This is a genomic window from Cellulomonas sp. KRMCY2, from assembly GCF_000526515.1.
Classification (GTDB): Bacteria; Actinomycetota; Actinomycetes; order Actinomycetales; family Cellulomonadaceae; genus Actinotalea.
Genome location: NZ_JAGF01000001.1, coordinates 1,337,994 through 1,351,375 on the forward strand (window position 1 = coordinate 1,337,994; position 13,382 = coordinate 1,351,375).

The window sequence follows — 13,382 nt, forward strand, 5'->3', positions numbered from 1 at the left end:
AGCCCGTCACCTGTGAGTCCTTTGCCGCGGCGGACCCGGGTGAAAGCTGCGCCGAGCGGGTCGGCCGACGACGGCCGTGACTGTCGCGCGCAGGTCGGCCGCGCAGGTCGGTCGCGCAGGTCGGCCGCGCAGGTCGGTCGCGCAGGTCGGTCGCGCAGGTCAGCCGCGCAGTCGACGGAGAGGCGTTCGTCCTGGGGAGCTCAGACGTCGGGCGTGGCCGGGCGCAGTGCTCGCAGGGCGTCGACCGCGGCATCGTCAGCGGGTGCCGTCGCCTCGAGGTTCGCGCGCTGCACGGCCTCGAGCACCTCGGCGCGGTTGACCCGGATGTCACGAGGGGCGTCGATCCCGATCCGTACGCCGTCACTGCGCACGTCGATGACCGTGATGACGATGTCGTCACCGATCATCAGGCGTTCGCCGACACGTCGGCTCAGGACGAGCATCTGGCGAGACTATCCGCTCCGGACGTCCTTCCTCGCCCGAAGGGCCGAGAAATCGCCGCGGCGGCGGCTCAGTCCCACCGTGCGTCGTCGGCCAGTCGTTCGCTGAGGACCGCCGCCCAGACGACCGGCGATGCCGGCAGGCCGTCCACCCAGCCGACCGGGACACCCAGGTTCAGGACCGTTCCGGGGGCCTGCGCGTCGAAGGTCGAGATCGCCGCGACGGCGTCGAACGGCCGACGCGCACCGACGGCACGCAGCCAGCGCCGCAGGTCGACACCCTTGCGCCGGGCATCGAGCACCGCCCAGGCGTGGTCCGGGTCGAGGGCCGCGAGCAGCTCGGCTGCGTCGTCCCAGGTGTCCCGTGCGCCGCTGGTACCGATCACGACGATGGCCGGGACGTCCCGTGAGGCGCGGCTGCGGTACCTGCTGACCGCCGCCGCGCTCTGCAGCCGGCGGCCGTGACCCGCGACCGGCTCGATGTCGCCGGCGAGCACGATCTCGTGCGGGTCGATGCTCGCGCGGTGCGCCATCTGCGTCGCGGTCCGCAGCGCGTCGGCGGCCTCGCCGACAACGGCGACCACCTTCCCGGGCGCGAGCCAGACGGTCGGCGGTGGGTCGAAGCGACGGACCAGGACGGACAGCGGAACCGCGGTGAGCAGGTCGGAGAAGCCGGCCAGCAGCCGGGTCGGGATCCCGAGCTCGAGCAGGGCCGTGACGTTCGAGCCGGCGCGCGGTGGCTGCTGCTCGGGCGCGGCCGGCGCGGGTGCGGGAACGGGCTCGGCGACGGGTGCCGGCACCGGTACGGGAGCGGGTACGGGAGCGGGTACGGGAGCGGGTACGGGAGCGGCCACGGGGATGGGCACGGGTACCGGCACCGGGACCGGCACGGGCGCCGGCAGGGCCGGCATGACGGACCCGGCGGTCCCCGACGTGCGCGACGGACCGACCATCTGTCGCATCGACTCGAGCATCTCGGCGAAGGTCTCGCTCGCGGTCGACACCTGGGCGGCGGCCGGCTCGGCGGCCGGCTCGGCGGCGGGCTCCGCCCGATCCGCGACAGCAGGCCCGGCCGCCGCGTCCTGGCCGCCGTCGGCCTCGTCGAGCTCGACGGCATCGGCGGCTGCGAGCAGGGCGTCGAGCCCGCTGAGACCACCCGCCGGCAGGGCCGGTGCGGGCCGACGACCCCGTCCGAGCCGCGGCCGTTCGGGGACCTCGACGGTCAGCTCGTAGTGCTCCCGGGCGAAGAAGCCCGCGACACCACCGGTACGGATGCGCTCGGCCTTGACGATCCGCGCATCCGGCCCCATCTCGTCGCGGACGCGGAGCATGAGGGTGCGCAGGTCGTCACCATCAAGCAGCAAGCGCGTGGGCATCGCTGACCACCCCTACGGTCTCGATCTGGAGACCGGAACCGGTCACCTCGCTGTAGGAGAGCACGGGGAGGCGGGGGATGGCCAGCACCACCGTGCGCCGCAGCGCGGGTCGCAGCGCCGGGGCGCACACCAGGACGGCCTCGCGGCCGCTCGCCTCACCCTCGGCGACGGTCCGGCGCAGCGACGTCAGGATCCGGTCGGCACGGGCCGGGTCCAGCAGCAGCTGCGAGCCACCCTCGGCCGGCCGCACCGCCTCGAGCAGCGCCTGCTCGAGCACCGGGTCGAGCGTGACGACCCGCAGCACGCCGTCGGTCGCATAGGGCGCGGCGAGGGCCGGGCCGAGGCTCGCCCGGGCCGCCTCCACGAGGCCCTCGGGCTCCGAGCTGACCTTGGCACGCAGCGTCAGGCCCTCGTAGATGCGTCCGAGGTCGCGCACCGGGACGCGCTCGGTCAGCAGGCCCTGCAGCACGCGCTGGACCTCGCCGAGGGCCAGCAGACCCGGGATCAGCTCCTCGACGACCGACGGGTTGACCTGCTTGACGCCCTCGGTCAGCACCCGCACGTCCTCACGGGACAGCAGCCGCGGTGCGTTCGCGTCGATGATCGCGCCGAGGTGCGTGATCAGCACCGAGACCCGGTCGACGACCGTCGCACCGACCATCTCCGCCGCGTGCCGCAGCTCGGTGGGGATCCACTTGCCGGGGAGCCCGAAGACGGGCTCGACCACCGGTGTGCCGCCCAGCCCCTCGAGGTTGTCCCCGAGGGCGAGCAGCCGACCGCTCGGCGCCTCGCCGCGGCCGACCTCGACCCCGGCGATCCGCACGACGTACGTCGAGCGCGGCAGGTCGACCGAGTCCCGGGTTCGTACCGGCGGTACGACGATGCCGAGCTCCATCGCGATCTTGCGCCGCAGCCCGCGGACCCGGGCCAGCAGGTCCTGGTCCGACCCGGTGCCGACCATGTCCACCAGGTCGGGCGCGAGCAGGATCTCCAGGGCGTGCACCCGCATCTGCTCGATCAGCGCCTCCGGGGTGTCCGACGACGTGACGCCGCCCGAGCTGCCGGTCTGCGAGGCCGCCACGAGGGCGGTCGAGGCCGCTGCCTTCTCGGTCACGCCGAGCCGCCAGGCGGTGACGATGAGCATCAGGCCGACCATGACGAACGGCACCTTGGGCAGGCCGGGGATCAGTGCGAGCGCGATCGCCGCCGCACCGGCGATCTGCAGCGCCGTCCGGCTCTGGGTGAGCTGTTCGCTCGCCGCCGTGCCCATGTCCGACGAGGCGGTGGACCGGGTCACGATCAGGCCGGTGGACACCGACATCAGCAGCGCGGGGATCTGCGTGACCAGGCCGTCGCCGATGGTCAGCAGGCTGAACCGCTCGAGGGACTCCCCGGCGGACATGCCCATCTGCATCATGCCGATCGCGAAGCCGCCGAGCAGGTTGATGACGGTGATGATGATGCCGGCGATCGCGTCGCCCTTGACGAACTTCGAGCCACCGTCCATGGCGCCGTAGAAGTCGGCCTCCGCGGCGATGTCGGCGCGCCGCGTGCGGGCCGTGTCCTCGTCGATCAGCCCGGCGTTGAGGTCCGCGTCGATCGCCATCTGCTTGCCGGGCATCGCGTCGAGGGTGAAGCGGGCGCCGACCTCGGCCACCCGCCCGGCACCGTTGGTGATCACGACGAACTGGATGACGACCAGGATCAGGAAGATCACCAGGCCGATGACGAGCGAGCCGCCGACGACGAAGTGCCCGAACGCGTCGATCACCGCACCGGCGTAGCCGTCCCGCAGCACCAGGCGGGTCGAGGCGACGTTCAGGCCGAGCCGGAACAGGGTCAGGATCAGCAGCAGCGACGGGAAGACCGAGAAGTCGAGCGGCCGCTTGATGTACATGCTGGTCAGCAGCACGACGAGCGACAGCGTGATGTTCATGACGATGAGCAGGTCGAGCAGAGCCGCCGGCAGGGGGACGACCAGGAGCAGGACGACGCCGACGACGCCGACCGGGACCGCGAGCTGGACGAGCTGCTTACCCTTCATCGAAGGTCCTCCTGAGGTGACGGGCGGGGATCGAGCGAGGTTCTGGGGGTGATCCACCCCGTGGACCTCGCCCGATCGGGACGGGGGTCGCGGGGCGCGGGGTGGGGGTCATGCGGCCTCCAGACGGGTGGGCCCGCCGGGCGGGCGGTGGGTGCCGGCCGAGGCGCCGCGACGCCGCAGGGCCATCACGAACGCGAGGATGCGGGCGACGGCCATGTAGAGGTCGGCCGGGATCTCCTGGCCGAGCCCGCACGCCGCGTGCAGCGCGCGCGCCAGCGGGATGTCCTCGACCATCGGCACCCGCTTCTCGGCGGCGATCGCCCGGATCCGCGCGGCGATGTGCCCGGCGCCCTTGGCCACGACCCGCGGCGCGCCGGTGCCCGGCTCGTAGCGCAGGGCCACGGCCACGTGCGTGGGGTTGATCAGGACGACGTCGGCAGTGGTGACCTCGGCCAGCATCCGGTTGCGGCTCATCGCGATCTGCTTGGAGCGGATCGCGCCCTTGAGCATGGGGTCGCCCTCGGACTGCTTGTTCTCGTCCTTGATCTCCTTCTTGCTCATCCGCGTCTTCTTGCGGTTGCGCTTGGCGAGCACCGCGACGTCGGCCGCCGCGAGCACGAGGCCGGCGATGACCGCTGTCCGGATCAGGCTGTTGACGCCCTCGCCCGCGGCCCCGAGGATCTGCGTGAGCGCATGCGTGCCGGAGCCCAGCATCATCGGGACCAGGCCCTGGACGACGGTGTAGAGCACCATGCCGATCACCGCGGTCTTGAGCGTCGCCTTGATGCCCTGCCACAGGGCCTGCATCCCGAAGGTCTGCTTGATCCCGTTGGCGAGGTTGAACTGCTTGAAGGTCGGCTTGAGCTTCTTCGTCGAGACGTGGATGCCACCCTGGACCGCCTTGGCGACGACCGCCGCGATCACCACGACACCGAACAGCGGGGCGAGCGTCAGGATGATCGTCCCGAGGCCCTGGCCGAGGGCAGCCGTCGCGAGCTGCGGGTCGGGGTTCGCGATCACGTCGCGCACCGTGGTCATCTGGTTGCGAGCCGCGACCGAGGCGTTCTGCAGCACGATCGGGAGCATCAGGGCGCCCGTCCCGATGCCCAGCCAGGCCGAGAGGTCCTGGGAACGCTGCAGCGAGCCGTCCCGGCGGACCTCCTTCATCCGCTTGGGCGTCGCCTTCTCGGTCCGTTCCTGCCCGTCGTCGCTCACTGCGTCACCCCCAGCATCGTGCCGACGGCGGTGTCCGTCAGGGTGCTGACGATCTGCGGCAGTGCGAGGTACGCGGTGACCCCGAGGGACAGGGTCAGCAGGATCTTGAGCGGGAAGCCGAGCGCGAAGGCGTTGAGCGCCGGGGCGACCCGGGTGAGCAGGCCGAGGCCCACGTCGGCGAGGAACAGGACGACGATGAGCGGTCCGGCGACCTGGAGCGCGGCGAGGAAGAGGTTCGTCAGACCCTCGGTCGCGGCGTGACCGAGCGCGGCGAGGTTGAGCGGGGTGCCCAGCGGCAGGGCGTCGAAGCTGCGGACCAGGCCCGCGATGACGAGCTGGTAGCCGTCGGAGGCGAAGAGCAGCACGATCGCCGTCATCTGGTAGAGCCGGGAGAACTGCGCGCCGTTGGTCTGGCTCATCGGGTCGAAGGCCTGGGAGAGCTGGAAGCCGCCGAACAGGTCGATCAGGTTGCCGGCGGACTGCACGGCGGCGAAGACCATCGCCACCAGGAAGCCGAGGGCGGTGCCGATCAGTACCTGCAGCAGCATGTCGCCGACGAAGGTCGCCGTGCCGGAGGCGATCGAGGTGCCGACCGTCGGGCCCGCGGCAGCGGCAGCACGCGGGGCGGCGGCCAGTCCGAGGCCCATCGCGAGCATCGCCTTGACCGTCCCGGGGATCCCACGGTGCGAGAACGGCGGCGCGATGACCAGGAAGGCCGCGATCCGGACCGCGGCGAGCATGACGACCTCGAGGGTGGCCAGCGGGATCGTCAGGCCCATGTCTCAGCCGCCCAGCAACGACGGGATGCGCCCGAACATCTCGTTGGTGAAGGCGACGGACTCCGAGATCATCCAGTGCCCGCCGATCAGCAGCGCCACGGCCACCGCGATGGCCTTGGGCACGAAGCTGAGGGTGACCTCCTGGATCTGGGTGATCGACTGCAGCAGCGAGATGGCGAAGCCGACGACGAGCGCGGTGATCAGGACCGGTGCGGACAGCTTGGCGGCGAGGATCAGCGCCTGCAGCCCGATGTCCAGGACGGCGTTGGTGTCCATCAGGCGTAGCTCCCCACCAGAGCGGTGATGATCAGGCCCCAGCCGTCCACCAGGACGAAGAGCAGGAGCTTGAACGGCAGCGAGACCATCACCGGCGGCAGCATCATCATGCCCATCGACATCAGCGATGCCGCGACCACGAGGTCGATGACCAGGAACGGCACGAAGATGACGAACCCGATGATGAAGGCGGACCGCAGCTCGGAGAGCATGAAGGCCGGGATCAGGGTCACCATGTCGACCTCGTCGGCCGAGGCGGGGTTCGACTGGTCGGCTGCCCGGGTGACCAGCGCGAGGTCGGCCTCGCGGGTCTGGCCGAGCATGAACTCACGCAGCGGCGCGGTGCCCGAGTCGACGGCCTCGTCGAAGGTCATCGAACCGGCGAGGTACGGCTGGGCCGCGACGTCGTTGACCTCGCTGATCACCGGCGCCATGACGAACAGGCTCAGGAAGAGCGCAAGCCCGGCCAGGACCTGGTTCGGCGGCACCCCGCTGAGCCCCAGCGCGTTCCGGGTCAGGGCGAGGACCACGAAGATCTTGGTGAAGCTGGTCATCATGAGCAGCAGCGAGGGCGCCACCGACAGCAGCGTGATGGTCAGCAGCACCACGATCGGGCTGCTCGGGCCGCCGTTGATCCCGTTGATGTCGATCTGCACGGTCGGGTCGTCGGTCCCGGGCTCGGCCGGGGCGGTCGGCGCCGGCGGGTCGACCGGAGGGGTCGGCGCGGCGCTCGCACCGCCGGCGCTCAGGAGCAGGACGCCGAGTGCGAGCACGAGCGTGAGCAGGACGAGCCCGAGCCGCACGCGCAGCGCACGGGGGTGACTCGCCGGACCCCGGTCCACCTGCACCGGGAGGGTCAGGACAGTCAATGCCGGATGGTCCGTTCCTGCACCGCAACCACCGCCTGGCGCCACATGGTGGCGTCCAGGATCGATCCCTCGAGAGGGTTGCGAGGCTTGGGGACCGCAGGCTTCCGTGCCGCGGGGGTGGACAGGGTCGGTACCGCCGGGACTGCTGAGAGTGCTGGCTGTGTGACGTGCGTCGGCACCAGCGAGAGGCCGGACGCCGTGGGCAGGACCTGCTCGAGGTCCTGCGGGTCGAGCTCCGTGCGGACCTCGGTCGACTCCTCGACCGACGCCTCGACGGCGATCTCGGTGAGCAGGTTCACGCCGCGCTCGCTGATGCCGAGCAGCAGGCGACGCCCGCCGACCTCGACCAGGGCGAGACCGGTCTTGCCACCGAGGGACTGACGACCGACGACCGACATCGCCTCGGCGCGGCGTCGCCGCACGTGGCCGGAGCCGGTCAGGCGCCGACCGAGGAACCACATCAGCCCGAGCACGCAGGCAAGGGCCAGCAGCACCCGAAGGCCGAGGATGAGGTCGCCGTCCATGTCAGGGGTCTCAGGCGTTCTCGCCGGCGACGATCTCGGTGATCCGGATGCCGTAGTCCTCGTCGACGACGACGACCTCACCGCGGGCGACGAGCCGTCCGTTGACCATCACGTCCGCCGGCGACCCGGCTGCGCGGTCGAGCTCGAGCACGGTGCCGGGAACGAGCTCGAGCACCTGACGGACCGGCAGACGGGTCCGCCCGATCTCCGCGGTCAGGGTCATCTCGACGTCGTGCAGCAGACGCAGACCCGAACCGTCCTGGTGGATCGCGGCGGAGCGGTCGGCGGCACCGGCGCGCTGGTGGGGGACGGCCTCGGGCCCGCGGCGGAAGTGGATGCCGAACCAGGCCTGCGGGGTCGCGTCCTTGCCCGCGGAGGTGAGCGCGAAGGCCACCACGTCGTCGTCGCGCAGCCCGCCGGCCAGCGGACCGGCCACGGCGGTGTCGAGCACCCCGGCGCCGAGCGTCGCGGTGGCCGCCTCGAGGGCGGGGCGCAGCGCGTCCGCGAGCGAGATCGCCGCCTCGGAGCCGGCGAGCGCCTCGGCGACCGCGGCGTCGGCGACGACGAGGAGCTCGGCGCTGGTGGCGCCGACGAAGGACGCCCGCACGGCGACCGCATCGGGGGCCGGTCCGGCGGCCGGCTCGAACGCGGCCACGACCAGCGGGGTCGCGGACGGGAGCAGCCTCGCCAGCTCGGACGCGGCAGCCTTGGCGATCGCCAGGACGTCCTGGTCGTGGACGGTCGTGGTCGTGGGGGCAGGCAGCGGACTCATCAGGACTTCTCCTCGGAGGTGACGACCAGGCAGGCCAGGCGGGAGCCGTTGCTCCCGAGCGCGGCACGGGCGAGCACGACGTCGCCGACGACGACGTCGAGGGGCTTGTCGACCGGGTGGTGCAGGGAGACGAGGTCGCCGACCTCGAGCTGGTTGATGTCCAGGGCGCTGACCGTCAGCGGGCTGAACCGCACCGAGACGCTCACCGGGACCTCCTGGACCTGGTCGGCGATCCGCTCGAGGGCCTCGCGGTGCTCACGGACCTCCTCGACCGACCGGTTGTCGAGCTGCTCACCCGCGCGCAGCGTGGCGAGCAGGACGTCGGCCGAGACCATCAGGGTCGCCGTGCTGGTGCGCTCCGCGACGTTGAGCTCGAAGGTCGCGACGATGACCGGCTCGGAGGCCGCGGCCGCCTGGACGAACTGGGGGTTGTACTGGACCGAGCGGGCCGTGACGTCGAGCGGGCAGACGGCGGCGAAGGCGTAGGTGAGGTCGCCGAGGGCCTGCTGGAGCAGGTCGCGCACCAGGTGCCACTCGATCTCGGTGAACTCGCGCTCGGGCTGGCCGGCGACGAGGCCCGGGCCGCCGAGCAGGTAGTCCACCCAGATCATCGTCGCGTCGACGGGCAGCTGCATGACAGCTGTCGAGCGGGCCTGCTCGACGGAGCACAGGACCATCACCGTCAGGTCCGGCAGCCCTCGGACGTACTCGTCGTAGGACCGCATCTCGACCGACTCGAGCGTGACGTGGGTGACGACCCGCAACCGCGAGGTCAGCAGGGTGCCCCACTGACGCGCGTAGGTCTCGAACGCCATCTCCAGGACGCGGCCGTGCTCGCGCGCCAGGGTCATCGGCCGCCGGAAGTCGTAGAGCTCCGGGGTGGTCGAACGCTTGCGCCGCGCTGGCGCCGCCGTCGTGTCCTGGACCGTCACGGGATGCACATCGGCCGGGCGCCGTCGGGCATGAGAGATTCCGGCGTCGGACATGGTCGGTCGTTCGACCGGCCGTCCGACAGGCACTGCTCCTCGAGGTGGTCCTCGAGGCGGGGTGGCGCCCTCCATGGCACCGTGAACGCACCGGCATCCGTGCCGGATCGAGCGTGTCGGGACTGTGTCAGTGGCTGTCAGTCGCTGTCAGGCGCTCACTGCGTGACGTAGTCCGTGAGGTAGACGGCCATCACCTCGCCCTCGTACGCCTCGGTCACCTGGAGCTCGAGCTCGACGCGCAGCGCCTCGCGGCCCTCGGTGGTGGAGACCTCCTCGACCGTCCGACCCGAGAACAGGTCGATGGCCAGGTTCAGGGCGGCTGCGGGATCCGGCGCCTCGGCCGCCTCGGCCGTCAGCTGGAGCGCGAGGCCGAGGCGCAGGTAGTGACCGCTCGCGAGGTTCAGGCTGATCGCCGGGACTGTCACGACCTCGCCAGGCACGGGCGCCGGCTCCTCGACCGGGGCAGCCTCGGCCCCGGGGGCCGCGGCGCCCGGACCCATCAGGAACCAGTAGCCGCCGCCACCACCGAGGACCAGCACCGCTGCCGCGACGATGATCAGCAGCTTCTTCTTCTTGCCCTTCGGCTTGGCGTCCGCGCCGCCGGCCGGCGGGTCGGACGAGGCTCCGGCCGACGTCGGCCGTGCACCGATCTTGGGCTTGGTCGCGATGACCCGTTGCTCTGTTCCGATGGCCATCTGGCTCACCCCTGTTCTGCTGCTGCGAGGGACGGGAGTAGACCGCGGACGCTCTCCGGCGCCGCGCTGAGGATCACGAGGTCGACGCGTCGGTTGGCCTCGAGCGCAGTGACGCCGCCGGCCTCCTCGAGCGGCCGGGCGTCACCGAAGCCGACGGCTCCGACGCGTCCCGGTGCGACGCCGCCGACCTCCACCAGACGCCGCAGCACCTGGGTCGCACGGTCTGCGGAGAGCTCCCAGTTGGTCTCGTACCGACCCGAGACCGGGAGCACGTTGGCATGGCCCTCGACCGAGACCTCCTCGGGGAGGCCGGCCAGCACCGGAGCGACGGTGTCGATCACCCGCTGTGCGGTCTCGGTGAGGTCGGCGCTCTCGGCACTGAAGAAGACGTCGTCCGCCACCATGCCGATGATCAGGCCACGCTCGGTGACCCGGAAGCGCACCCGGTCGGTGAGCGACTGACCCGCGAGCGCCGCGGAGATCTGCGTCGCGATCCCCTCGAGCCGGTCGAGCTCGACGATCGCGGCCTGCAGGTCGCGCTCCGCCGGCGTCAGGGTCTCGACCTCGCCCTCCGTCGCCAGCGGCGGCTCCTCGAAGCCCGGACCCGTGACGAGCTCCGGCGGGAGCTCGGCGGGGAGCTCGGGGGTGATGGGCGTGGCCACCTCGCCGACCATCGCACCGTCGGTCCCGACCATCACGGCCGGGGCGCTCGTGCCGAACCCCGCCGCGAGCGACTGCCGCAGCGCCTCGAACTTGACCTGGTCCACCTGGCTCATCGAGTAGAGCACGATGAACAGGCCGACCAGGACGGTCATCATGTCCGCGTAGCTGACCGCCCAGCGCTCGTGGTTCTCGTGCTCCTCCTCGGGCACCTTCTTCGCCTTGCGGCCATGGTTGCCGGAGCCGTGGCCGGCGCTCATGCCGCTTCCTTCTTGGCGGTGTCCTTCTTTGCGGAGTCCTTCTTCACGGCGTCCGGCGGCATGAGGCTTCGCAGCCGCTGGCCGACGAGCCGCGGGTTGGCGCCGGACTGGATCGCCAGCAGACCCTCGACCGCCATCTCCATGTGCGCGCACTCGAGCTCGGACGCCCGGGTGATGCGGCTGCCGAGCGGCAGCCAGACGAGGTTGGCCGAGAGCAGGCCCCACAGGGTCGCGACGAAGGCCGCGGCGATCAACTCGCCCAGCTGTGCCGGCTCGGCCAGGTTCTCGAGCACGTGCACGAGCGAGACCACCGTGCCGATGATTCCGATGGTCGGTGCGTAGCCGCCCATGGCGGTGAAGTACTTGGCGCTGGTCTTGTCCGCGGCGCGCTTGCTCGCGATGCGGTCCTCGAGCATGTCGCGGAGGTCGTCGGGGTCGGTGCCGTCGATCGCCGCCTGAAGGCCTGCCTGCAGGAACGGGTTCTCGACGCTCCGGGCGGCGTCCTCGAGGGACAGCAGTCCCTCACGCCTGGCACGGTCGGCCAGGCCGACGACGACATCGACGGTGCCGTCCAGGTCCGGCTGCTTGAAGGTGATCCAGCCACCGAGGGTCTTGAACGCGCGGATCGAGTCACGCAGGGTGCCGCTGGCCAGGCCGGCGCCGAGCGTGCCGCCGATGACCAGGAGCATGGGGGCCGGGAGGATGACCGACATCGGGCTCGAGCCCTCGAGGATGATCGAGAGCAGGACGGCCCCGAAGGCAAGGCCGATGCCGGCGAGGGTTGCCGGATCCATCAGTCGACCTCCGGCACCGACGCCAGCCCACGGGCAGACGACGGTCTGAGCTCGGTCACGGCGGCGATGGTCGCGTCCGGGTACCCCTCACCGGTGAGCGCGATGGTCGCTGCGACGACCCGCGCCCGGTACTCGACGACCAGGGCGGTGACCTCGTCCATCGACTCGGCGACGATGTACTTGGTGCCGTCGATGAGGCTCAGGATCGTGTCGGGCGTGCTCTCGATGCGCTGGAGCAGGTCAGGATTGACCGCGAACTTGGGTCCGTTGAGGCGCGACACGACGATCATGGCTTGTCCATCCCTGGTGATCCTTCGGGCCCGTCCATGGGCCCTGCATCTGTTTGATCGGCCGGTGCGCCGACCCTGTGAGGAGTTCGACGGCAGTCCGCGTCCCGCGTCCGGGGCCGCCGGGCGCGCACGTGAGCGTGCGACCAGGCACCGCAGTGGTGCCCGGTCGCACGCTCGGTGCGGGTCGGGAGGGCGTCAGCGCTTGAGGTTGACGAGCTCCTGGAGCAGCTCGTCGGACGTCGTGATGACCCGCGAGTTCGCCTGGAAGCCGCGCTGGGCGATGATCAGGTTGGTGAACTCGGCCGAGAGGTCGACGTTCGACATCTCGAGCGCGCCGCCGGTCAGGTCGCCCCGCCCGCCGGTGCCGGCAGCACCGACCTGGGCGTCACCCGAGTTGACGGTGGTCCGGTACAGCGAGCCGCCCGCCTTCTCCAGACCGGCCGGGTTGGTGAACGTCGCGAGCGACACCCGCCCGAGGGCCTGCTTGAGGCCGTTGCTGAACGAACCCTGCAGCGTCCCGTCGGCGTTGATGGTGAACGACTGCAGCGTGCCCGCGGCGCGGCCGTTCGGCAGCGTCGCCTCGACCGTGGTCAGGCCCGCGTAGCCGGTCACGTCCGCCAGGTCGACGGTCAGCGCCGACATGCCGGTCGCGGCGTTCGCCGGGAAGGCCACCGGGTCGGTGACGGTGACCGCACCGTTCGCGTCCACCGCGAGCGTGCCGGTCTCGGCCTGCCCCGCGACTGTCGCGTTGATCGCCCAGCCGGTGGCGGTGCGGGTGTACGCCATCGCGAGCGTGTGCACCGTGCCGTCCGCCGCGTAGACGTCGACGTCCCGGTCCAGCGTCGTGCCGACGGCCGCGTCCGAGGGCAGGTTGCCCTCGAAGGTCGCCGTCGTCGTCGCAGCCGCGCCCATCAGTGTCGCGATCGGCAGCCGCAGGTCGGCGAGCGGCCCGTTGACGTCGATCGTCCCGTCGGCAGCCGCCGCCCAGCCCTGCACGAGGCCGCCGTCCGGCGTGACGAGCTGACCGCTCGCGTCGAAGTCGAAGGCACCGGCGCGCGAGTAGAACTGCTCCTCGCCCTTGCGCACGACGAAGAAGCCGTCGCCGGAGATCATCATGTCCGTCGACCGGTTGGTCAGCTGGGCAGCACCCTGCTGGAAGTTGGTCGTGATGCCGGCCACGCGGACACCGAGTCCCACCTGGGCCGGGTTGGTCCCACCGACACCGTCCTGGGCGCCACCGGCATTGGTCAGCACCTGGGAGAGCGTGTCCTGGAACTGCGTCTGGGAGGCCTTGTAGCCCGTCGTGTTGACGTTGGCGATGTTGTTGCCGGTCACGTCGAGCATGGTCTGGTGTGCCCGGAGACCGCTGATCCCTGAGAAGAGCGAGCGAAGCATGGGAGTT

Annotated in this window: 15 protein-coding genes; all 15 read right to left on the reverse strand. The window is 71.5% G+C overall.

The window, feature by feature from the left end:
- Positions 1 to 200 precede the first annotated feature (200 nt).
- Positions 201 to 443, reverse strand: coding sequence for a carbon storage regulator CsrA (csrA, locus tag K415_RS0106510; RefSeq protein ID WP_024286275.1), 243 nt, complete (start codon positions 441 to 443; stop codon positions 201 to 203).
- A 68-nt stretch (positions 444 to 511) separates the two neighbouring features.
- Complete coding sequence (locus K415_RS23890) at positions 512 to 1,816, reverse strand: hypothetical protein (RefSeq protein WP_024286276.1); 1,305 nt, start codon at positions 1,814 to 1,816, stop codon at positions 512 to 514.
- Positions 1,794 to 3,860 (reverse strand): flagellar biosynthesis protein FlhA, encoded by a 2,067-nt coding sequence (locus K415_RS0106520; RefSeq protein ID WP_024286277.1) that lies wholly within the window; start codon positions 3,858 to 3,860, stop codon positions 1,794 to 1,796. Before K415_RS0106520 ends, K415_RS23890 begins: the two co-directional genes overlap by 23 nt.
- A 108-nt stretch (positions 3,861 to 3,968) precedes the next feature.
- A complete protein-coding gene (locus K415_RS0106525; RefSeq protein WP_024286278.1) occupies positions 3,969 to 5,075 on the reverse strand; it encodes a flagellar biosynthesis protein FlhB in 1,107 nt (368 codons plus the stop codon).
- Entirely contained in the window at positions 5,072 to 5,854 is a 783-nt protein-coding gene (locus K415_RS0106530; RefSeq protein ID WP_024286279.1) for a flagellar biosynthetic protein FliR, read from the reverse strand. The genes K415_RS0106525 and K415_RS0106530 overlap by 4 nt, the downstream gene beginning before the upstream one ends.
- A 3-nt stretch (positions 5,855 to 5,857) precedes the next feature.
- Positions 5,858 to 6,130 (reverse strand): flagellar biosynthesis protein FliQ, encoded by a 273-nt coding sequence (gene fliQ, locus K415_RS0106535; protein WP_024286280.1) that lies wholly within the window; start codon positions 6,128 to 6,130, stop codon positions 5,858 to 5,860.
- Positions 6,130 to 6,990, reverse strand: a complete 861-nt coding sequence (fliP, locus tag K415_RS0106540; RefSeq protein ID WP_369795271.1) for a flagellar type III secretion system pore protein FliP — start codon at positions 6,988 to 6,990, stop codon at positions 6,130 to 6,132. Before fliP ends, fliQ begins: the two co-directional genes overlap by 1 nt.
- A gap of 5 nt (positions 6,991 to 6,995) precedes the next feature.
- Positions 6,996 to 7,523, reverse strand: coding sequence for a flagellar biosynthetic protein FliO (fliO, locus tag K415_RS22605; RefSeq protein ID WP_024286282.1), 528 nt, complete (start codon positions 7,521 to 7,523; stop codon positions 6,996 to 6,998).
- A gap of 10 nt (positions 7,524 to 7,533) precedes the next feature.
- A complete protein-coding gene (gene fliN / locus K415_RS0106550; protein WP_024286283.1) occupies positions 7,534 to 8,295 on the reverse strand; it encodes a flagellar motor switch protein FliN in 762 nt (253 codons plus the stop codon).
- Positions 8,295 to 9,227 carry a flagellar motor switch protein FliM gene (locus K415_RS0106555; RefSeq protein WP_024286284.1) on the reverse strand — a complete coding sequence of 311 codons (933 nt, stop codon included), beginning with the start codon at positions 9,225 to 9,227 and terminating at the stop codon, positions 8,295 to 8,297. The genes fliN and K415_RS0106555 overlap by 1 nt, the downstream gene beginning before the upstream one ends.
- A gap of 209 nt (positions 9,228 to 9,436) precedes the next feature.
- Positions 9,437 to 9,976 carry a flagellar basal body-associated protein FliL gene (gene fliL / locus K415_RS0106560; RefSeq protein WP_029663277.1) on the reverse strand — a complete coding sequence of 180 codons (540 nt, stop codon included), beginning with the start codon at positions 9,974 to 9,976 and terminating at the stop codon, positions 9,437 to 9,439.
- A gap of 5 nt (positions 9,977 to 9,981) precedes the next feature.
- The gene (locus K415_RS0106565; RefSeq protein WP_024286286.1) at positions 9,982 to 10,896 is read right to left on the reverse strand and encodes a flagellar motor protein MotB; all 915 of its coding nucleotides are present in this window, start codon (positions 10,894 to 10,896) and stop codon (positions 9,982 to 9,984) included.
- The gene (locus K415_RS0106570; protein WP_024286287.1) at positions 10,893 to 11,690 is read right to left on the reverse strand and encodes a motility protein A; all 798 of its coding nucleotides are present in this window, start codon (positions 11,688 to 11,690) and stop codon (positions 10,893 to 10,895) included. The genes K415_RS0106565 and K415_RS0106570 overlap by 4 nt, the downstream gene beginning before the upstream one ends.
- A complete protein-coding gene (locus K415_RS22610; RefSeq protein WP_024286288.1) occupies positions 11,690 to 11,980 on the reverse strand; it encodes a flagellar FlbD family protein in 291 nt (96 codons plus the stop codon). The genes K415_RS0106570 and K415_RS22610 overlap by 1 nt, the downstream gene beginning before the upstream one ends.
- A 195-nt stretch (positions 11,981 to 12,175) precedes the next feature.
- On the reverse strand, positions 12,176 to 13,375 hold the full coding sequence (locus tag K415_RS0106580; RefSeq protein WP_024286289.1) for a flagellar hook protein FlgE: 1,200 nt from the start codon (positions 13,373 to 13,375) through the stop codon (positions 12,176 to 12,178).
- Between the last annotated feature and the right edge of the window lie 7 nt (positions 13,376 to 13,382).

What these genes read in the sequence shown, in the direction of transcription:
- fliN (WP_024286283.1), bottom strand. Translation starts at nt 8,295, where the DNA reads ATGAGTCCGCTGCCTGCCCCCACGACCACGACCGTCCACGACCAGGAC.
- K415_RS0106530 (WP_024286279.1), bottom strand. Translation starts at nt 5,854, where the DNA reads ATGGGCCTGACGATCCCGCTGGCCACCCTCGAGGTCGTCATGCTCGCC.
- K415_RS23890 (WP_024286276.1), bottom strand. Translation starts at nt 1,816, where the DNA reads ATGCCCACGCGCTTGCTGCTTGATGGTGACGACCTGCGCACCCTCATG.
- K415_RS0106565 (WP_024286286.1), bottom strand. Translation starts at nt 10,896, where the DNA reads ATGAGCGCCGGCCACGGCTCCGGCAACCATGGCCGCAAGGCGAAGAAG.
- fliL (WP_029663277.1), bottom strand. Translation starts at nt 9,976, where the DNA reads ATGGCCATCGGAACAGAGCAACGGGTCATCGCGACCAAGCCCAAGATC.
- K415_RS0106580 (WP_024286289.1), bottom strand. Translation starts at nt 13,375, where the DNA reads ATGCTTCGCTCGCTCTTCTCAGGGATCAGCGGTCTCCGGGCACACCAG.
- fliO (WP_024286282.1), bottom strand. Translation starts at nt 7,523, where the DNA reads ATGGACGGCGACCTCATCCTCGGCCTTCGGGTGCTGCTGGCCCTTGCC.
- K415_RS0106520 (WP_024286277.1), bottom strand. Translation starts at nt 3,860, where the DNA reads ATGAAGGGTAAGCAGCTCGTCCAGCTCGCGGTCCCGGTCGGCGTCGTC.
- K415_RS0106570 (WP_024286287.1), bottom strand. Translation starts at nt 11,690, where the DNA reads ATGGATCCGGCAACCCTCGCCGGCATCGGCCTTGCCTTCGGGGCCGTC.
- fliQ (WP_024286280.1), bottom strand. Translation starts at nt 6,130, where the DNA reads ATGGACACCAACGCCGTCCTGGACATCGGGCTGCAGGCGCTGATCCTC.
- csrA (WP_024286275.1), bottom strand. Translation starts at nt 443, where the DNA reads ATGCTCGTCCTGAGCCGACGTGTCGGCGAACGCCTGATGATCGGTGAC.
- K415_RS22610 (WP_024286288.1), bottom strand. Translation starts at nt 11,980, where the DNA reads ATGATCGTCGTGTCGCGCCTCAACGGACCCAAGTTCGCGGTCAATCCT.